This window comes from Pseudomonas sp. R1-18 (assembly GCF_051132095.1).
Classification (GTDB): Bacteria; Pseudomonadota; Gammaproteobacteria; order Pseudomonadales; family Pseudomonadaceae; genus Aquipseudomonas.
The window spans coordinates 3,317,590-3,334,637 of sequence record NZ_CP071658.1; the positions used below are offsets into that span (position 1 = coordinate 3,317,590).

General features: G+C 59.7%; 14 protein-coding genes and 3 tRNA genes. 4 read left to right on the plus strand and 13 right to left on the minus strand.

From position 1 onward, the window contains the following. Nucleotides 1-82 precede the first annotated feature (82 nt). From clpP to J3P77_RS15215, 5 genes are all read right to left on the minus strand, one after another. Nucleotides 83-724: an ATP-dependent Clp endopeptidase proteolytic subunit ClpP gene (gene clpP / locus J3P77_RS15195; protein WP_002552734.1), complete on the minus strand. Its 642-nt coding sequence runs from the start codon at nucleotides 722-724 to the stop codon at nucleotides 83-85. A gap of 91 nt (nucleotides 725-815) precedes the next feature. Then, entirely contained in the window at nucleotides 816-2,126 is a 1,311-nt protein-coding gene (gene tig, locus J3P77_RS15200) for a trigger factor (RefSeq protein ID WP_434677427.1), read from the minus strand. A gap of 371 nt (nucleotides 2,127-2,497) precedes the next feature. Next, nucleotides 2,498-2,582, minus strand: a tRNA-Leu gene (locus J3P77_RS15205). A 57-nt stretch (nucleotides 2,583-2,639) separates the two neighbouring features. Then, a tRNA-His gene (locus J3P77_RS15210) sits at nucleotides 2,640-2,715 on the minus strand. 51 nt (nucleotides 2,716-2,766) lie between these two features. Continuing rightward, nucleotides 2,767-2,843: transfer RNA gene (locus J3P77_RS15215), tRNA-Arg, on the minus strand. Between the two features lie 295 nt (nucleotides 2,844-3,138). Between J3P77_RS15215 and folD the strand changes: the two genes are divergently transcribed. Further along, nucleotides 3,139-3,993, plus strand: a complete 855-nt coding sequence (gene folD, locus J3P77_RS15220) for a bifunctional methylenetetrahydrofolate dehydrogenase/methenyltetrahydrofolate cyclohydrolase FolD (RefSeq protein ID WP_434677428.1) — start codon at nucleotides 3,139-3,141, stop codon at nucleotides 3,991-3,993. Between the two features lie 71 nt (nucleotides 3,994-4,064). Here the strand turns inward: folD and J3P77_RS15225 are convergent, their stop codons facing one another. The 6 genes from J3P77_RS15225 to J3P77_RS15250 all read right to left on the minus strand — a co-directional run bounded on the left by J3P77_RS15225 (nucleotide 4,065) and on the right by J3P77_RS15250 (nucleotide 10,076). Beyond that, the gene (locus tag J3P77_RS15225) at nucleotides 4,065-5,837 is read right to left on the minus strand and encodes an ABC transporter substrate-binding protein (RefSeq protein WP_434677429.1); all 1,773 of its coding nucleotides are present in this window, start codon (nucleotides 5,835-5,837) and stop codon (nucleotides 4,065-4,067) included. Between the two features lie 81 nt (nucleotides 5,838-5,918). Continuing rightward, on the minus strand, nucleotides 5,919-6,191 hold the full coding sequence (locus tag J3P77_RS15230) for a DUF2160 domain-containing protein (RefSeq protein ID WP_434677430.1): 273 nt from the start codon (nucleotides 6,189-6,191) through the stop codon (nucleotides 5,919-5,921). A gap of 11 nt (nucleotides 6,192-6,202) precedes the next feature. Then, the gene (locus J3P77_RS15235) at nucleotides 6,203-7,003 is read right to left on the minus strand and encodes a carbohydrate ABC transporter permease (protein WP_434677431.1); all 801 of its coding nucleotides are present in this window, start codon (nucleotides 7,001-7,003) and stop codon (nucleotides 6,203-6,205) included. Between the two features lie 9 nt (nucleotides 7,004-7,012). Further along, complete coding sequence (locus J3P77_RS15240) at nucleotides 7,013-7,876, minus strand: carbohydrate ABC transporter permease (protein ID WP_434677432.1); 864 nt, start codon at nucleotides 7,874-7,876, stop codon at nucleotides 7,013-7,015. After that, nucleotides 7,873-8,982, minus strand: coding sequence for an ABC transporter ATP-binding protein (locus J3P77_RS15245; protein ID WP_434677433.1), 1,110 nt, complete (start codon nucleotides 8,980-8,982; stop codon nucleotides 7,873-7,875). Before J3P77_RS15245 ends, J3P77_RS15240 begins: the two co-directional genes overlap by 4 nt. Then, nucleotides 8,982-10,076 carry an ABC transporter ATP-binding protein gene (locus J3P77_RS15250; RefSeq protein WP_434677434.1) on the minus strand — a complete coding sequence of 365 codons (1,095 nt, stop codon included), beginning with the start codon at nucleotides 10,074-10,076 and terminating at the stop codon, nucleotides 8,982-8,984. The genes J3P77_RS15245 and J3P77_RS15250 overlap by 1 nt, the downstream gene beginning before the upstream one ends. A gap of 299 nt (nucleotides 10,077-10,375) precedes the next feature. Here J3P77_RS15250 and J3P77_RS15255 point away from each other — a divergent pair, with 299 nt between their 5' ends. Continuing rightward, nucleotides 10,376-12,217, plus strand: coding sequence for a sigma-54-dependent Fis family transcriptional regulator (locus tag J3P77_RS15255; RefSeq protein WP_434677435.1), 1,842 nt, complete (start codon nucleotides 10,376-10,378; stop codon nucleotides 12,215-12,217). 182 nt (nucleotides 12,218-12,399) lie between these two features. Here J3P77_RS15255 and cysS read toward each other — a convergent pair whose 3' ends face one another. After that, nucleotides 12,400-13,782 (minus strand): cysteine--tRNA ligase, encoded by a 1,383-nt coding sequence (cysS, locus tag J3P77_RS15260; RefSeq protein ID WP_434677436.1) that lies wholly within the window; start codon nucleotides 13,780-13,782, stop codon nucleotides 12,400-12,402. A 9-nt stretch (nucleotides 13,783-13,791) separates the two neighbouring features. Beyond that, nucleotides 13,792-15,486, minus strand: a complete 1,695-nt coding sequence (locus tag J3P77_RS15265) for a glutamine--tRNA ligase/YqeY domain fusion protein (protein WP_434677437.1) — start codon at nucleotides 15,484-15,486, stop codon at nucleotides 13,792-13,794. 211 nt (nucleotides 15,487-15,697) lie between these two features. On the opposite strand from J3P77_RS15265, the gene J3P77_RS15270 reads away from it, so the two are divergent. Further along, on the plus strand, nucleotides 15,698-16,201 hold the full coding sequence (locus tag J3P77_RS15270; protein ID WP_434677438.1) for a peptidylprolyl isomerase: 504 nt from the start codon (nucleotides 15,698-15,700) through the stop codon (nucleotides 16,199-16,201). Beyond that, a complete protein-coding gene (gene lpxH, locus J3P77_RS15275; RefSeq protein ID WP_434677439.1) occupies nucleotides 16,198-16,944 on the plus strand; it encodes a UDP-2,3-diacylglucosamine diphosphatase in 747 nt (248 codons plus the stop codon). The genes J3P77_RS15270 and lpxH overlap by 4 nt, the downstream gene beginning before the upstream one ends. Nucleotides 16,945-17,048 lie beyond the last annotated feature (104 nt).

Below are 17,048 nucleotides of genomic sequence, written 5' to 3' on the forward strand. Positions count from 1 at the left end.
TTGCAACACAAGATGAAGGCTAACGCGGGCTTTTTCAAGTCCGCAGGCGGCAGGTTATGCCAACCGCCCACATTTGCGCCGCTTAAGCAGGCATTTGACGCTTGTTGATTACCGAGTCGATCAGGCCGTATTCCGCCGCACGCTCAGCGCTCATGAAATTGTCACGCTCGGTGTCGCGCTCGATGGTTTCAAGGCTCTGACCGGTGTGATGCGCCAGCAGGGAGTTGAGGCGGTGACGAATATGCAGGATTTCCTTGGCATGAATGTCGATATCCGACGCCTGCCCCTGGAAACCGCCCAGTGGCTGGTGAATCATCATGCGCGAGTTAGGCAGGCAGTGACGCTTGCCTTCGGCACCACCGGCCAACAGGAACGCGCCCATGCTGCAGGCCTGGCCGATGCAGATGGTGGATACGTCCGGCTTGATGAATTGCATGGTGTCGTAGATCGACATCCCCGCAGTCACCGAACCGCCTGGGGAGTTGATGTAGAGATGGATATCCTTGTCCGGGTTTTCCGCTTCCAGGAACAGCAATTGCGCCGCGATGAGGTTGGCCATGTAGTCTTCAACCGGCCCGACCATGAAAATCACGCGCTCCTTGAGGAGACGCGAGTAGATGTCATAGGCGCGCTCGCCGCGGGCGGACTGCTCGATAACCATCGGGACCAGGCCGCCAGCGGCCTGGATGTCAGAGTTCTGCTGAATATAAGAATTGCGGGACATGTCCTGCATTCACTCCCAAATAGTCGAGTCTTGAATACGCACAAGCCAGCGCGAAGGCTGGCTTGTGGGTGTTTTCGAACGAAAAGAGAAATCAGTCGGCTTTTGGAGCTTCCACCGGCTTGACCGCTTCTTCGTAGGAGACCGATTTGTCGGTCACGCTAGCTTTCTGCAAAACAGTATCTACAACTTGCTCTTCGAGCACAACAGAACGCACTTCGTTCATTTGCTGCTCGTTCTTGTAGTACCAGGCCACAACCTGCTCCGGCTCCTGGTAGGCGGAAGCCATTTCCTGGATCAGATCACGAACGCGAGCGTCGTCTGGCTTGAGGTCGAACTGCTTGACGACTTCAGCAACGATCAGGCCCAGCTCGACGCGGCGCTTGGCCTGCTCTTCGAACAGCTCTGCCGGCAGCTGGTCTGGCTTGATGTTGCCGCCGAACTGCTGAACAGCCTGAACGCGCAGACGGTTGACTTCGTTTTCCAGCAGCGCTTTCGGCACTTCGATCGGGTTGGCGGCCAGCAGACCGTCCATGACCTGGTTCTTGACCTTGGTCTTGATGGCCTGACGCAGCTCACGCTCCATGTTCTTGCGAACTTCGGCGCGGAAACCGTCGATACCGGTTTCCTTGATGCCGAACTGCTTGAAGAACTCTTCGTTCAGCTCAGGCAGCTTGGGCTCGGAAACGCTGTTGACGGTAACGGTGAACTCGGCGGCTTTGCCAGCCAGCTCCAGGTTCTGGTAGTCCTCTGGGAAGGTCACGTTCAGAACGCGCTCTTCACCGGCCTTGGCGCCAACCAGACCGTCTTCGAAACCAGGGATCATGCGGCCGGAGCCCAGAACCAGCTGGGTGCCGGTGGCGGAGCCGCCCGCGAAGACTTCGCCGTCGACCTTGCCCACGAAATCGATGTTCAGCTGGTCTTCGTTCTGGGCGGCACGCTCGGCCACTTCAAAACGAACGTTCTGCTTGCGCAGCACTTCCAGCATGTTGTCCAGGTCGCTTTCCGCCACTTCGGCAGACAGACGCTCTACGGAGATGGACTCGAAGCCCGCGACGGTGAACTCAGGGAATACTTCGAAAGTCGCGACGTATTCCAGGTCCTTGCCCTTTTCGAAGGACTTGGGCTCTACGGCAGGTGCGCCGGCCGGGTTCAGCTTCTGCTCGACCACGGCTTCGTAGAAGGTTGCCTGGATCAGGTCGCCCAGTGCTTCCTGACGTGCGCCATCTTCATAACGCTGGCGGATCACGCTCATAGGCACCTTGCCTGGGCGGAAGCCCGGGATCTTGGCTTTACGTGCGGTCTGCTGCAGACGCTTGTTGACTTCAGTCTCGATGCGTTCGGCAGGCACGCCAATGGTCATGCGGCGCTCAAGAGCGGAAGTGTTTTCAACAGAAACTTGCATGGATATTCCTCGTTGCACAGACGTTAGCCGGCGTTTCCGACCCCAGAATCAAGGGCATGCATTCTAGAGGGTCAAACTCAAGAAGTCACCCTACTGAAAAAGGGCAAGTTAAGAGGACGGAACCGGGTCGTCGACAGGAGCGGCGAAAACATACTTTGTCTTGCCGCCGAGGCGTCTGGCACAGGCTATATAAAGGAAGCGCCTGCGCCGGACCACTACCGGCTCCATCCACGTAGCGCGCCCCGCTCGACCGACGGCGCAAACCGTCGGATCAGCGAGACGATATTTTCAATGCGCTGAAACAAAAAAAGCCGCTCTAGGCGGCTTCTTCGCGTAACGAGAGTGATACCACTCAGGCTACTTACACATCTTGGTGCGGACGGAGAGACTCGAACTCTCACACCTTTCGGCGCTGGAACCTAAATCCAGTGTGTCTACCAATTCCACCACATCCGCGTTACAAGCTTTTAAAGCAAAGGCGCCAGATCATAAAATCTGGCGCCTTTCCGAATATGGGGTGGACGATGGGGATCGAACCCACGACAACAGGAGTCACAATCCTGTGCTCTACCAACTGAGCTACGCCCACCATATTGCATGTAACCGTACAACTTACTTGCTGTGCCAAAGCTGCCTTGAGTGGCGCACCCGGCAGGACTCGAACCTGCGACCATCCGCTTAGAAGGCGGATGCTCTATCCAGCTGAGCTACGGGCACTTATATAATCTGCATTCACAAACGATCACAAATTAAAAGGCTTTCAATCACACCGAGCCGATTTGCAACTCTGCCTGACCTAATCAACCAGTGCTAGCTTAACCAGTGCTGGGCTCTGCCCGGCAAGTGCGACGAATCTTATAGACGACCCTGAAGGTCGTCAACTCTTTTTTAAAAAAAATTCAGCTAGATAAAGGAGTTAGCTGATTATGCGAGCCAAGCGCCTTTGCCCTCGCGTCAGGTCATGCGAGAATGCGCGCTCATTTTATTTCCTCTCGATGGTTAATAACGCGTCATGACTGCACAACTTATCGACGGCAAAGCGATCGCCGCCAGCCTGCGCCAGCAGATCGCCAAACGTGTCGCCGAACGTCGCGAGCAAGGCCTGCGCACGCCGGGCCTCGCGGTGATTCTGGTGGGCAGCGATCCCGCGTCCCAGGTCTACGTTTCGCACAAACGCAAGGACTGCGAGGAAGTCGGCTTCATTTCCCAGGCCCATGACCTGCCCGCCGAGACAACCCAGGCTGCGCTCACTGAGTTGATCGACCGCCTGAACGACGATGCCAACATCGACGGCATCCTGCTGCAGCTGCCACTGCCCGCGCACCTCGACGCTTCCCTGTTGCTGGAGCGCATCCGCCCCGATAAGGACGTGGACGGTTTCCACCCTTATAACGTCGGCCGTCTGGCCCAGCGCATCCCGCTGCTGCGTCCGTGCACGCCGAAAGGGATCATGTCGCTGCTGGAAAGCACCGGAGTGGATCTCTACGGGCTTGATGCCGTGGTCGTCGGCGCTTCGAACATCGTCGGCCGCCCGATGGCGATGGAGCTGCTGCTGGCCGGTTGCACAGTGACCGTGACCCACCGCTTCACGAAGGATCTGGCCGGTCATGTCGGCCGCGCCGATCTGGTTGTGGTCGCGGCAGGCAAACCCGGTCTGGTCAAAGGCGAGTGGATCAAGCCTGGCGCGATTGTCATCGACGTCGGCATCAACCGCCAGGACGACGGCAAGCTGGTTGGTGATGTGGTGTACGAAACCGCCCTGCCCCGCGCCGGCTGGATCACGCCGGTTCCGGGCGGCGTAGGCCCGATGACCCGTGCCTGCCTGCTGGAAAACACCCTTTATGCGGCGGAAAGCCTGCACGGCTGATCGACTCGCGTATAAACAGAACGGCACCCTCGGGTGCCGTTTTGCATTGCGCGCTGCTGCTTGCCTGCTTGCTACTTGCGGGCCGCTTCCCAGCTTTTCAGCAGCTCGGTGTAGTTCACGGTTTCGCCTTTCGGTTTCTCGTTGGCCAGCTTGCGCTGCGGCGCCGCCCAGCCTGCAGGGCTCGCCTCGCCCTTCTTGTACCACTCCTCGGCGGTGGTTTCCGGGTTGAGTTTTGGCGCACAGCCGGTCTTCTCTTGCGCCTTGGATCGTTCCAGACGCATCAGAATCGCATCCTGATCCTTGGCCAGACCGTCGAGCGCCTGTTGAGCGGTCTTCTCGCCGGTAACAGCTTCAGCCACGTGGCTCCACCACAATTGCGCCAGTTTCGGGTAGTCCGGCACGTTGGTGCCGGTTGGCGACCATTGAACCCGTGCCGGGCTGCGATAAAACTCCACCAGCCCGCCCAGCTTGGGTGCCAGCGCGGTCATTTCCTTGGAGTTGATATCCGATTCGCGAATAGGAGTGAGGCCGACGATGGTCTTTTTCAGCGAAACGGTCTTCGAGGTTACGAACTGCGCATACAGCCAGGCTGCCAGGCGCTGCTTTTCCGGGGTCGAGTAGAGGAACGTCCACGAACCCACATCCTGATAGCCCAGCTTCATGCCGTCTTTCCAGTACGGCCCTTTTGGCGACGGCGCCATGCGCCACTTCGGCGTGCCATCGGCGTTCATGACCGGCAGCCCCGGCCTGGTCATGTCGGCGGTGAATGCTGTGTACCAGAAGATCTGTTGCGCGACGCTGCCCTGGGACGGCACCGGCCCCGACTCGGAGAATGTCATGCCCGCCGCTTCAGGTGGCGCGTAGGCTTTGAGCCAGTCGATGTATTTCTGGGTGGCGAAGACCGCGGCCGGGCCGTTGGTGTCGCCGCCGCGGGTAACGCTCGACCCGACCGGATGGCAATTCTCGGCCCTAATACCCCACTCGTCCACGGGCAGGCCGTTGGGCAGACCTTTGTCGCCGCCGCCAGCCATGGAGAACCAGGCGTCGGTGAACCGCCAGCCCAGCGACGGATCTTTCTTGCCGTAGTCCATATGGCCGTAGACGCGCTTGCCGTCGATCTGCTTGACGTCTTCGCTGAAGAATTTGGCGATGTCTTCATAAGCGGACCAGTTGACCGGCACGCCAAGCTCGTAACCGTACTTGGCCTTGAATTTCTCTTTCAGATCCGCTCGCTCGAACCAGTCGGCGCGGAACCAGTACAGGTTGGCGAACTGTTGGTCCGGCAGCTGATAGACCTTGCCATCCGGCGCGGTGGTGAACGACAGACCGATAAAGTCTTTAAGGTCCAGCGTAGGAGACGTCACCTTCTTGCCGCTCTCGCTTTCCATCAGCTCGGTCAGCGATTGCGCCTTGCCATAACGGAAGTGCGTGCCGATGAGATCCGAATCGTTGACCCAGCCATCGTAAATATTCTTGTCCGACTGCATCTGGGTCTGGATCTTCTCGATCACGTCACCTTCCTGCACCAGGTCGTGGGTCAGTTTGATGCCGGTGATTTCCGAGAAGGCCCGCGCCAGGGTCTTGGATTCATATTCGTGGGTGGTCAGGGTTTCCGATACAACCTTGATGTTCATGCCACGAAATGGCTCGGCGGCCTTGATGAACCACTCCAGCTCCGCCAGTTGCTGCTCCGGGGACAGGGTCGAAGGCTTGAATTCCGCGTCGATCCATTTTTTGGCGGCATCCTGATAGGCGTCCGCCCATGCCGTCACGCTCAATCCACTGCACGCCAGCATCGAAGCCAACGCCACGCTATGTCTCAGCTTGTTGTTTTTGTAGAACATAGACACCTCCAGATGATTATTACGTCGCCTTCTTCCCACTCTGCTTTGCACCATGGCCTGGCCGAAAACCAGACACTCGGGCTACCCCCAACGCATCACCACTAACAGCCACACCAACGACAACAGCGAGGCGACCCACAGATTCCAGTCGGTCACACCAATGACCAAAAGATGAACATAGGCACTGCTCAACAGGCCGATGAACAAGCGGTCGCCGCGCGTCGTCGCGATCGGCAGAAATCCGCGCCGCTCGACACATGCCGAGCTGAGTTCCCAGATCGTCATGCCCGCCAGCAACAGGGCCACGGCCCCGAAGAACGCCGCCGTTATCGGCGTCCACGCCATCCATTCCATTTTCCGCCTCCTCAGACGCGGCCAAGGGCGAAGCCCTTGACCACATGATTGCGCACGAACCAGATCACCAGCATGCCCGGCAGGATGGTCAGCACCCCCGCCGCCGCCAGCACGCCCCAGTCGATGCCGGATGCCGACACCGTGCGGGTCATTACCGCGGCAATGGGCTTGGCGTTGACCGACGTGAGCGTGCGCGCCAGCAGTAGCTCGACCCAGGAAAACATGAAGCAGAAGAACGCCGTGACGCCGATCCCCGAGCCAATCAGCGGCACGAAAATCTTCACGAAAAACCGTGGGAAGCTATAGCCATCGATATAAGCGGTTTCGTCGATCTCCTTGGGAACCCCCGACATGAAACCTTCGAGAATCCACACGGCCAGCGGTACGTTGAACAGGCAATGCGCCAGTGCCACGGCGATGTGCGTATCGAACAGACCGATCGACGAATACAGCTGAAAGAACGGCAGCAGGAACACGGCGGGTGGCGCCATCCGGTTGGTGAGCAGCCAGAAAAACAGATGCTTGTCGCCCAGAAAACGGTAACGGGAGAAAGCATAGGCCGCCGGCAGCGCCACCGTCAGGGAAATGACCGTGTTGAGGCACACGTAATACAGCGAGTTGATATAGCCGCTGTACCAGCTGGGATCGGTGAAAATCACCCGGTAGTTGGCCAGGGTGAAAGTCTCCGGCCAGAGCGTGAGCCCGCCGAGAATCTCGGTGTTGCTCTTGAAGGACATGTTCAGCAGCCAGTAGATGGGCACCAGCAGGAACAGGATGTAGATCAGCAACGGCACCGCCTTGCGCGCGTTCATGGTCGATCCTCACTTGTTCTCGTTATGGGTCATGGCGGTGTAGAACACCCATGACACCAACAGGATGATCAGGAAATACACCAGCGAAAACGCCGCCGCCGGGCCCAGATCGAATTGGCCCACCGCCATCTGCGTGAGCGTCTGACTCAGGAAGGTCGTGGCGTTGCCCGGTCCGCCGCCCGTCAGCACGAAGGGCTCGGTGTAGATCATGAAACTGTCCATGAAGCGCAGCATGACGGCGATCAACAGCACGCTTTTCATCTTCGGCAGCTGGATATGCCGGAACACCGCCCATGCCGAGGCCCGGTCGATGCGCGCGGCCTGGTAATAGACGTCAGGGATGGCCCGCAGCCCCGAGTAACACAACAGCGCGACCAGCGACGTCCAGTGCCAGACATCCATGACCAGCACCGTGACCCAGGCGTCCATGGTGTTGGCGGCGTAGTTGTAACTGATGCCCAGACTGTTCAGCCCCCAGCCCAGCAGGCCGATGTCGGCTCGGCCGAAGATCTGCCAGATGGTGCCGACAACGTTCCACGGGATCAGCAATGGCAGGGTCATGATGATCAGGCACAGCGACGACCAGCGGCCCTTGGTCGGCATGGTCAGCGCAATGGCGATCCCCAGCGGGATCTCGATCAACAGCACGCAGCCCGAATAGATGAACTGGCGCAGCAGCGAGTCGTGCAGGCGCGGGTCCTGCAGCACCTGGCGGTACCAGTCGGCGCCGACGAAATAGCGGTTGGTCTGGTCGAAGATGTCCTGCACCGAGTAGTTGACCACGGTCATCATCGGCACGATGGCGCTGAACGCCACCAGCAGAAACACTGGCAGTACCAGCCACCATGCCTTGTTGTTCTGGACCTTGTTCATGCCTCACCTCGTTCGTGACCCGGTTCGAGCAGGTAGTCGTCGGCGTACAGCATCAGCCACTGTGCCGGGAAACTGATCCAGGCCTGGCCCTGCGGCACCGGCTTGTCTTCGGGCAATCGCACCTTGAGGGGCTGGCCTTGCAGCGAGAGCGTGAGGATCTTGTAGGTGCCAAGGTCCTCGACATGCACGACGTCGGCACACATGGCTTCTTCATAGGGCCCGTCCCAGACGTGGACGAACTCGGGACGGATGCCGATCTTCAGCGTTTCAAAAGAGGTTCGGGCAATCAGCTGACGCATCAGGCTGGACATTGGAATCTGGACATTGCCAAAGCCGACACCCTCTCCCTGGGCCTTGACCTCCATGAGATTCATGCCAGGGCTGCCGATGAAGTAGCCGACGAAGGTGTGCAGCGGTTTTTCGAAGAGTTCGCGGGGCGTGCCGAACTGGACGATCTGGCCGCCATACATCACAGCGATCTTGTCGGCGAAGGTCGAGGCCTCCAGCTGATCGTGAGTGACGTAAACCATGGTGATATTGAATTGCTCGTGAATCTGCTTGAGCTTGCGACGCAATTTCCACTTTAGGTGCGGGTCGATCACCGTCAGCGGCTCGTCGAAGAGGATGGCCGACACATCATCGCGGACCAGCCCGCGCCCCATGGAAACCTTCTGCTTTTCGTCGGCGGTCAGGTTGCGCGCCTTTTTCTTGAGCAGCGGCTGCAAGTCCAGCACCTCGGCGATTTCCTGGACCTTGGTGCGAATCTTCGCCTCGTCCATGCCCTGATTGCGCAGCGGGAAGGCCAGGTTGTCGAACACCGTCATGGTGTCGTAGACCACTGGAAACTGGAAAACCTGGGCGATGTTGCGGCGCTCCGGGGTCAGTTCGTTGACCACCCGGGAGTCGAACAGCACTTGCCCCTGAGACGGGCTCAGCAAGCCGGAAATGATGTTGAGCAAGGTTGACTTGCCGCAGCCCGACGGCCCCAGCAGCGCATAGGCACCGCCCTGCTCCCAGATATGGCTCATCTCGCGGATGGCGTAGTCATCCGGCCCGGGGTTGGCGCTGTAGCTGTGCGCCAGGTTCTGCAAACGAATCTCGGCCATCAGGCAACCCTCGCGATGCGCAGACCGGGCGCCTGGATCAGGCCGCCCTGCTGGTTGAAGACAAACAGCTTGTGCGTCGGGATGTAGACCCGGATGGCCGCGTCGACGTCATAGCCGTGCACGCCCGGCAAGTGCAGCACCAGCGAGAACAGCTCATTGCGCACATGCAGGAAGGTTTCCGAACCACTGATTTCCGCCAGTTCGACGGTAACCGCCAGTTCCAGATCGTCATCGTTGGACGGCACCAGGCTCAGGTGGCTGGGGCGCACGCCGAAGCGGTAATCGCCGTCGCCGATAGTGCGCAGGTCGGCGTTGAGCGGGAAGTGCACGAAATTGGCAAAACTGACCTCGTTGCCATCAATGCGTCCGGGGATCAGATTGATCGGCGGCTCTGAGAACAGCTCGGCGGCCAGCACCGTACTGGGCTTGTGATAGACCTCGGAGGTCTTGCCGCTCTGCACCACCCGCCCTTCGTGCAGGATGGTGGTCGTGCCGCCCAGCGCCAGCGCCTCGTTCGGCTCGGTGGTGGCGTAGATGGCGATGGTGTGACGCGCGGCGAACAGCGTGCGCATTTCCTGACGCAGTTCCTCGCGAAGCTTGTAGTCAAGGTTGACCAGTGGCTCATCGAACAGAATCAGTTCCGCGTCCTTGACCAGCGCGCGGGCCATTGCCGTGCGCTGCTGCTGGCCGCCGGACAGTTCAAGCGGATAGCGCTGCAAGAACTTCTCGATGCGCAGCATCTTCGCGGTCTCGTGCACGCGGCTCTGTATCTGCTGCTTGTCCATGCCGGCCTGCCGCAGTGGCGAGGCAATGTTCTCGTACACCGTCATGCTCGGGTAATTGATGAACTGCTGGTAGACCATCGACACATTGCGCAGCCGCACCGGGCGTTGCGTCACGTCTACGCCGTTCATCAGCACCCTGCCGCTGTCGGGCTTGTCCAGCCCGGCCATCAGGCGCATCAGGCTGGTCTTGCCCGACAGGGTCCGCCCCAACAGGACATTGAATGATCCGGGTTCAAAGCTCAGGGATGCGTCGTCGATCCAGATTTGGCCGTCGACCGTGCGGCTGACGTGCTCCAGCGTTAGAGACATGGCGTGCCCTTTGTCATTGTTTTTCGGGTTGCTCGCCAGGTGTATTAGCGACAAGCGTGCCAAACCGCCAGTGCAGCCGCCAAAGCGCGGATTAGAGCGGTGCCTGTCTGCCGTCCGCCCGGGCGGCCTTCAGAGCTGAACAAAAATGAACAGAAAACGCTGAACACTTGAACAATCTGAACATTGACTTTGAACAATACTGAACGACACTGGATGAACGCTGCGGGCAGGGATGGCCACGTACGCAAGCCCCATGGCAATGAAAAAAAAATAATAACAACAGGTCCACAGGCACCCTCATGGCACATTCCAGCGCTCCGCTCTCTCACGATCTGATCATTCGGGATTCATGGACCCGTTGCCGCGACTTCGGCCTCGACCACCAGACCCGACCGTCATTCGGCCAACTGCCCGGCGCTCAGGTCTCGCAGCTGCTGGAGCGACATCAGTCGCTGGTGCAGACCACGCATCAGGAAGTGTTGCCTTACTACGAGAACATCCTGAGCAACTCCAATTGCCTGATCCTGCTGGCTGACCGCCACGGCCAGCTGCTCAAATCCTGGGGCACCCAGCGTTTCGTCGAACCGTCCCGGACGCAGGGTTTTCTCGCCGGCGCGAGCTGGAGCGAGCGCGGCACCGGCACCAACGCAATCGGCACAGCCCTGGCGTGCGAGCAGGCCATTCATATCGAGCCGGACGAGCACTTCCTCAAGGCCAACCGTTTCATGACCGGCTCGGCGTCACCGATCTTCGACGCAGAGCGGCGTCTGATTGCCGTGCTGGACGTCTCCAGCGACAGTTTCCTGCCGCCTTCGCATACCCTGGGCATGGTCAAGATGATGAGTCAGTCGGTGGAAAACCGCTTGATTCTCGACCAGTTCCACGACAGTCATTTTCAGCTGACTTTCAACACCGGCCTGAACAACCTGGACAGTCAGTGGGCAGGCCTGCTTATTTTCGACGAGAGCGGCCGGATCCTCTGCGCCAATCGCCGTGCCGATACGCTACTGGGCGTCGCGCCCGCCGGGGTCAATATCGAAGCCCTGTTTCGCTGCCCGGTCGCGCATCTGCTGAGTGAAACCGAAGGCCGGCCGTTTGCGCTGCACGCGCTGGGCAACAACCGTTTTCAATGCCTGCTAAAACGCCCCAGACGCAAACCTGTGCAACTGCATGCGATCACCTCGACTCAGCAGCATACGGCACCGGGGGCGGTGCATTTCGAGAGTATTGATCTGGGCGATGAAAGGGTCGGCAAGGCGGTGCGTCAGGCGCGGCGTCTGCTGGAAAAGGACATTCCGCTGCTGATCCACGGCGAAACCGGCGTCGGCAAGGAAGTCTTCGTCAAAGCACTGCACCGCTCCAGTTCGCGGGCTGAACAGCCGTTGATTGCTGTCAACTGCGCAGCCATTCCCGCCGAGCTGGTGGAATCCGAACTGTTCGGTTACGCCAAGGGCGCATTCACCGGCGCTCATCACAAAGGCAGCATCGGCCTAATCCGCAAGGCTGATCAGGGGACACTGTTTCTCGACGAGATCGGTGACATGCCGATGCCGGTTCAGGCCCGCTTGCTCAGGGTATTGCAGGAACGTTGCGTGCAGCCGCTGGGCAGCAGCGAACAATACCCGGTCGACATTCGTGTGGTATCGGCGACCAACCGCTGCCTGCGCGATGAGGTGCGCATCGGACAGTTTCGCCAGGACCTCTACTACCGCATAAGCGGGTTGAACATCGAACTGCCGCCGTTGCGCGAGCGCACCGACAAACGCGCCTTGATCCAGCAGCTATGGGAGCGGCATCGCGACGCCCACCAGCGCGCCGGGTTCAGCGCACAGGTGCTGGCGCTTTTCGAAAATCATCCGTGGCCGGGCAACCTGCGCCAGCTCAACAGTGTGATCCAGGTTGCGCTGGCTTTGGCGGACGATCAGCCGATAGACGTGGAGCATCTGCCAGAAGATTTTCTGCTGGACTTGCGAGAACCGCGCAAAGCGCCGGTAGCGGCGATCACGGAGCGGTTGTCGTCGAACGACGACCTGAGCGACCTGCTGCAGGCCGCTGGCGGGAATATTTCACAGTTGGCAAAGCGGCTCGGAGTGAGCCGCAATACCTTGTACAAAAGACTGCGAGAGCAGCAAAAGAGCTGAACGAGCAGTCGCGAGCAAGCTCCCTCCCACAGGATTTGTGTCGACCCTGTAGGAGCGAGCTTGCTCGCGAAGATATCTCTCGGACGATGCATCTACTGCGGATGTACCGGCCTCTTCGCCAGCAAGCTGGCTCCCACAAGTACAGCGCCGCTTTGGTGGGAGCCAGCTTGCTGGCGATCTGATCAATCCGCCAACCGCCAGGTCGTGTCGCCCTTGCCGTCTTCCAGTACCACGCCCATGGCCGTGATCCGGTCGCGGATGCGGTCGGATTCGGCCCAGTCTTTCGCGGCACGGGCGGCAAGACGCGCCTGGATCAGCGCTTCGACTTCAGCGGCGTCAACGCGCCCTTCCGCACCGGCGCGCAGGAAATCATCCGCTTCCAGCTGCAATACACCCAGCACGCTGGCCAGTTGCTTCAAGCGCGCCGCCAGACCAGCCGCGGCCGCAGGATCGGCTTCGCGCAGGCGATTGATCTCGCGAACCATCTCGAACAGCACGGCGCAGGCTTCCGGTGTACCGAAGTCGTCGTTCATGGCGGTGGAAAAACGCTCCACGAACGCTTCGCCCCCGGCAGGCTCGGCCTCGGGCAGGCCTTTGAGCGCGTGATAGAAACGCTCCAGTGCCGCCTTCGACTCCCGCAGACTGTCTTCCGAATAATTGATCGCGCTGCGGTAATGGCTTGACACCAACAGGTAGCGCACCACTTCCGGATGGTATTTCTCCAGCACGTCACGAATGGTGAAGAAGTTGTTCAACGACTTGGACATCTTCTCGCCATTGATACGGATCATGCCGCAGTGCATCCAGGCGTTGGCGTAGGTCTTGCCGGTGGCCGCTTCGCTCTGGGCGATCTCGTTCTCGTGGTGCGGGAACTCCAGATCGCTGCCGCCGCCATGAATGTCGAAAGTCTCGCCCAGGCAGCAGGTCGACATCACCGAGCACTCGATATGCCAGCCCGGACGCCCGGCGCCCCACGGCGAATCCCAGCTCGGCTCGCCCGGCTTGGCGCCCTTCCAGAGCACGAAGTCCAGCGGATCTTCCTTGGACTCGTCCACTTCGATCCGCGCGCCAATGCGCAGGTCTTCGATCTTCTTGCGCGACAGCTTGCCGTAGCCCATGAACTTGCCGACGCGGTAATACACGTCGCCGTTGCCCGGCGCGTAAGCAAAACCCTTGTCGATCAGGGTCTGGATCATCGAATGCATGCCGGGAATGTAGTCCGTGGCCCGCGGCTCGATGTCCGGCTTGAGGATGTTGAGGCGCGCCTCGTCCTCGTGCATCGCATCGATCATCCGCGCGGTCAGTGCGTCAAAGGACTCACCGTTATCCCGCGCACGGTTGATGATCTTGTCGTCGATGTCGGTGATGTTACGAACGTAGGTCAGGTCATACCCGCTGAAACGCAACCAGCGGGTCACCAGGTCGAACGCCACCATGCTGCGGCCATGCCCAAGGTGGCAGTAGTCATACACGGTCATCCCGCAGACGTACATGCGCACGTTGTTGCCGTCCAGCGGCTTGAAGACTTCTTTGCTCTTGGTGAGCGTGTTGTAGATGGAAAGCACGTGTGCCCCTTAAGTCCAGGAGTCCCGCAGTGTCACGGTGCGGTTGAAAACCGGTCGACCAGGCTTGGTGTCCTTGACGTCGGCGCAGAAGTAACCTTCACGCTCGAACTGGAACCTGTCTTCCGGCTGCGCTTGCGCCAGCGAAGGTTCGGCACGACAACCGGTCAGCACCTGCAGGGAATCAGGGTTGATGTTTTCCAGGAACGTCGCGCCATCTTCGGCCTTGTCAGGCGTCGGCGAGCAGAACAGGCGGTCGTACAGACGCACTTCGCATTCCACGCTGGCGGCGGCCGGAACCCAGTGGATCACGCCCTTGACCTTGCGGCCTTCAGGATTCTTGCCCAGGGTGTCGGGGTCATACGAGCAGCGCAGCTCGACGATATTGCCGTCGGCGTCCTTGATCGCTTCGTCGGCACGGATCACATAGCTGCCACGCAGGCGCACTTCGCCGTTGGGCTCAAGACGCTTGTAGCCTTTTGGCGGCTCTTCCATGTAATCGTCGCGGTCGATGTACAGCTCGCGCTCGAACGGCAGCGCGCGCATGCCCAGGTCTTCCTTCGGATGACGCGGCAGTTCGAGGTTCTCGACCTGGCCTTCCGGGTAGTTGGTGATCACGACTTTCAGCGGGCGAAGCACGCACATGGCGCGCGGTGCGTTGCGGTCCAGGTCGTCACGGATGCTGAATTCGAGCATCGCGAAGTCCACCACGCCGTCGGAGCGGTTGGTGCCGACCATCTCACAGAAGTTACGGATCGAGGCCGGCGTATAGCCGCGACGACGGAAGCCCGACAGCGTCGACATGCGCGGGTCGTCCCAACCGTTGACGTGCTTCTCGTCGACCAGCTGCTTGAGCTTGCGCTTGCTGGTCACGGTGTAGCTCAGATTCAGTCGCGAGAATTCATACTGGCGCGGCTTGCACGGCACCGGCAGGTTGTCCAGGAACCAGTCATAGAGCGGACGGTGGCCTTCGAACTCCAGCGTACAGATCGAGTGCGTGATGCCTTCGATGGCATCGGACTGACCGTGGGTGAAGTCATAGTTGGGATAGATGCACCACTTGTCGCCGGTCTGGTGGTGATGGGCATGGCGAATGCGATACAGGATCGGATCGCGCAGGTTCATGTTTGGCGATGCCATGTCGATCTTGGCGCGCAGCACGCGGGCGCCATCTTCGAACTCACCGGCTTTCATGCGGGCGAACAGGTCCAGGTTTTCCTCGACGCTGCGCTCGCGGAACGGGCTGTTCTTGCCAGGCTCGGTCAGGCTGCCACGGTATTCGCGAGCCTGCTCCGGGGTGAGATCGTCGACATAGGCCTTGCCCGACTTGATCAGCTCGACCGCCCAGTCATGCAACTGGTCGAAATACTGCGAGGCATAGCGCACTTCGCCGGCCCATTCGAAGCCCAGCCATTTGACATCGCTCATGATCGCGTCGATGTATTCCTGGTCTTCCTTGGCCGGGTTGGTGTCGTCGAAACGCAGATGCGTAGCGCCACCGAACTCATTGGCCAGCCCGAAGTTCACGCAGATCGACTTGGCATGCCCGATGTGCAGGTACCCGTTGGGCTCCGGCGGAAAGCGGGTCACGATCCGGGTGTGCTTGCCAGAGTCCAGGTCAGCCTGCACGATGGGTCGCAGAAAGTTGGTCGGGACGACAGGGCCTGCCTTTGAATTCGCAGCGGGTTCTGGAGTGGGCTTGCTCATAGGATCCTTGGACAATCAGGTGCGTGGCCAGGGTAGGCCGACTAAATCAAAGCGCTTATCATAGCCGAAGCTGTCAAGGCCCTGACAACAGAGTGCGCATCCAACGGTATAAAAGCTGCAAAAACCGCGAAATATGTAACCTGCCCTGTAAACTGCACGTCAGGGTGTTTATCACGCCCCCTTTCATGAAGCCATAAAGAGCGACTTCGATATGTCCAAAGTAAAATTGACCACCAATCACGGCGACATCGTTCTGCAGCTGAACGCAGAAAAGGCGCCGCTGACCGTAGCCAACTTCATCGAATACGTTAATGCCGGCCATTACGAAAACACCATTTTTCACCGGGTCATCGGTAACTTCATGATCCAGGGCGGCGGTTTCGAGCCGGGCATGAAAGAAAAGAAGGACAAGCGCCCGAGCATCCAGAACGAAGCCAACAACGGCCTGCCGAACAAGAAGTACAGCATCGCGATGGCACGCACCATGGAACCGCATTCGGCATCCGCCCAGTTCTTCATCAACGTGGCCGACAACACCTTCCTGAACCACACCGCGCCGACCACTCAGGGCTGGGGTTATGCCGTGTTTGGTGAAGTGATCGAAGGCACCGATGTGGTCGACAAGATCAAAGGCGTCTCGACAGGCAGCAACTCTGGCCACCAGGATGTTCCAAAGGAAGACGTGATCATCGAGAAAGCCGAGATCATTGAGTGATTCTACTGATCTCCGACCTGCACCTTGAGGAAGGACGTCCGGACATTACCCGGGCGTTTCTGGATTTACTCGACGGCCGCGCCCGCACGGCCGAAGCGCTGTATATCCTCGGAGACTTTTTCGAAGTCTGGATCGGCGACGATGCCATGTCGCCGTTCCAGGCCTCGATCTGCCAGGCCCTGCGCGCCCTGAGCGACAGCGGCACACGAATTTTTCTGATGCACGGCAACCGTGACTTCATGATCGGCAAGGCCTTTTGCAAGGCAGCCGGTTGTACGCTGCTGCCCGACCCCAGCGTCGTGCAACTCAACGGCGAGCCGGTATTGTTGATGCACGGCGACAGCCTGTGTACTCGAGACGAGGGTTACATCCGGATGCGCCGCTACCTGCGCAATCCGCTGACTCTCTGGATCCTGCGCCACCTGCCACTGCGCACCCGGCACAAGCTGGCGCGCAAGCTGCGCAACGAAAGTCGCGCACAAACGCGGATGAAATCCAACGACATCGTCGACGTCACGCCCGAAGAAGTGCCGCGCGTCATGCGCCAATTCGGCGTCCACACCTTGATCCACGGGCACACCCACCGTCCTGCAATCCACAAGCTGCAGATCGGCGACCAGGCCGGCCGCCGCATCGTGTTGGGTGACTGGGACCGTCAAGGCTGGGCGCTGCAAGTGGACGAGCACGGTTTTGCGCTGGGGTCGTTCGATTTCGTGCCGGAGCCGGTCAAGCTGCTGAGCTGAGCGGATCGAATAGAGATTCCTGTGGCAGGGAGCTTGCTCGCGACCCTGGTGGCTCAGGCTCTGAAAGGTGACTGCCCCCCCGCAGTCGCGAGCAAGCTCCCTCC

What these genes read in the sequence shown, in the direction of transcription:
- J3P77_RS15250 (WP_434677434.1), bottom strand. Translation starts at nt 10,076, where the DNA reads ATGTCTCTAACGCTGGAGCACGTCAGCCGCACGGTCGACGGCCAAATC.
- J3P77_RS15270 (WP_434677438.1), top strand. Translation starts at nt 15,698, where the DNA reads ATGTCCAAAGTAAAATTGACCACCAATCACGGCGACATCGTTCTGCAG.
- J3P77_RS15225 (WP_434677429.1), bottom strand. Translation starts at nt 5,837, where the DNA reads ATGTTCTACAAAAACAACAAGCTGAGACATAGCGTGGCGTTGGCTTCG.
- tig (WP_434677427.1), bottom strand. Translation starts at nt 2,126, where the DNA reads ATGCAAGTTTCTGTTGAAAACACTTCCGCTCTTGAGCGCCGCATGACC.
- J3P77_RS15240 (WP_434677432.1), bottom strand. Translation starts at nt 7,876, where the DNA reads ATGAACAAGGTCCAGAACAACAAGGCATGGTGGCTGGTACTGCCAGTG.
- J3P77_RS15255 (WP_434677435.1), top strand. Translation starts at nt 10,376, where the DNA reads ATGGCACATTCCAGCGCTCCGCTCTCTCACGATCTGATCATTCGGGAT.
- J3P77_RS15245 (WP_434677433.1), bottom strand. Translation starts at nt 8,982, where the DNA reads ATGGCCGAGATTCGTTTGCAGAACCTGGCGCACAGCTACAGCGCCAAC.
- clpP (WP_002552734.1), bottom strand. Translation starts at nt 724, where the DNA reads ATGTCCCGCAATTCTTATATTCAGCAGAACTCTGACATCCAGGCCGCT.
- J3P77_RS15230 (WP_434677430.1), bottom strand. Translation starts at nt 6,191, where the DNA reads ATGGAATGGATGGCGTGGACGCCGATAACGGCGGCGTTCTTCGGGGCC.
- J3P77_RS15235 (WP_434677431.1), bottom strand. Translation starts at nt 7,003, where the DNA reads ATGAACGCGCGCAAGGCGGTGCCGTTGCTGATCTACATCCTGTTCCTG.
- folD (WP_434677428.1), top strand. Translation starts at nt 3,139, where the DNA reads ATGACTGCACAACTTATCGACGGCAAAGCGATCGCCGCCAGCCTGCGC.
- J3P77_RS15265 (WP_434677437.1), bottom strand. Translation starts at nt 15,486, where the DNA reads ATGAGCAAGCCCACTCCAGAACCCGCTGCGAATTCAAAGGCAGGCCCT.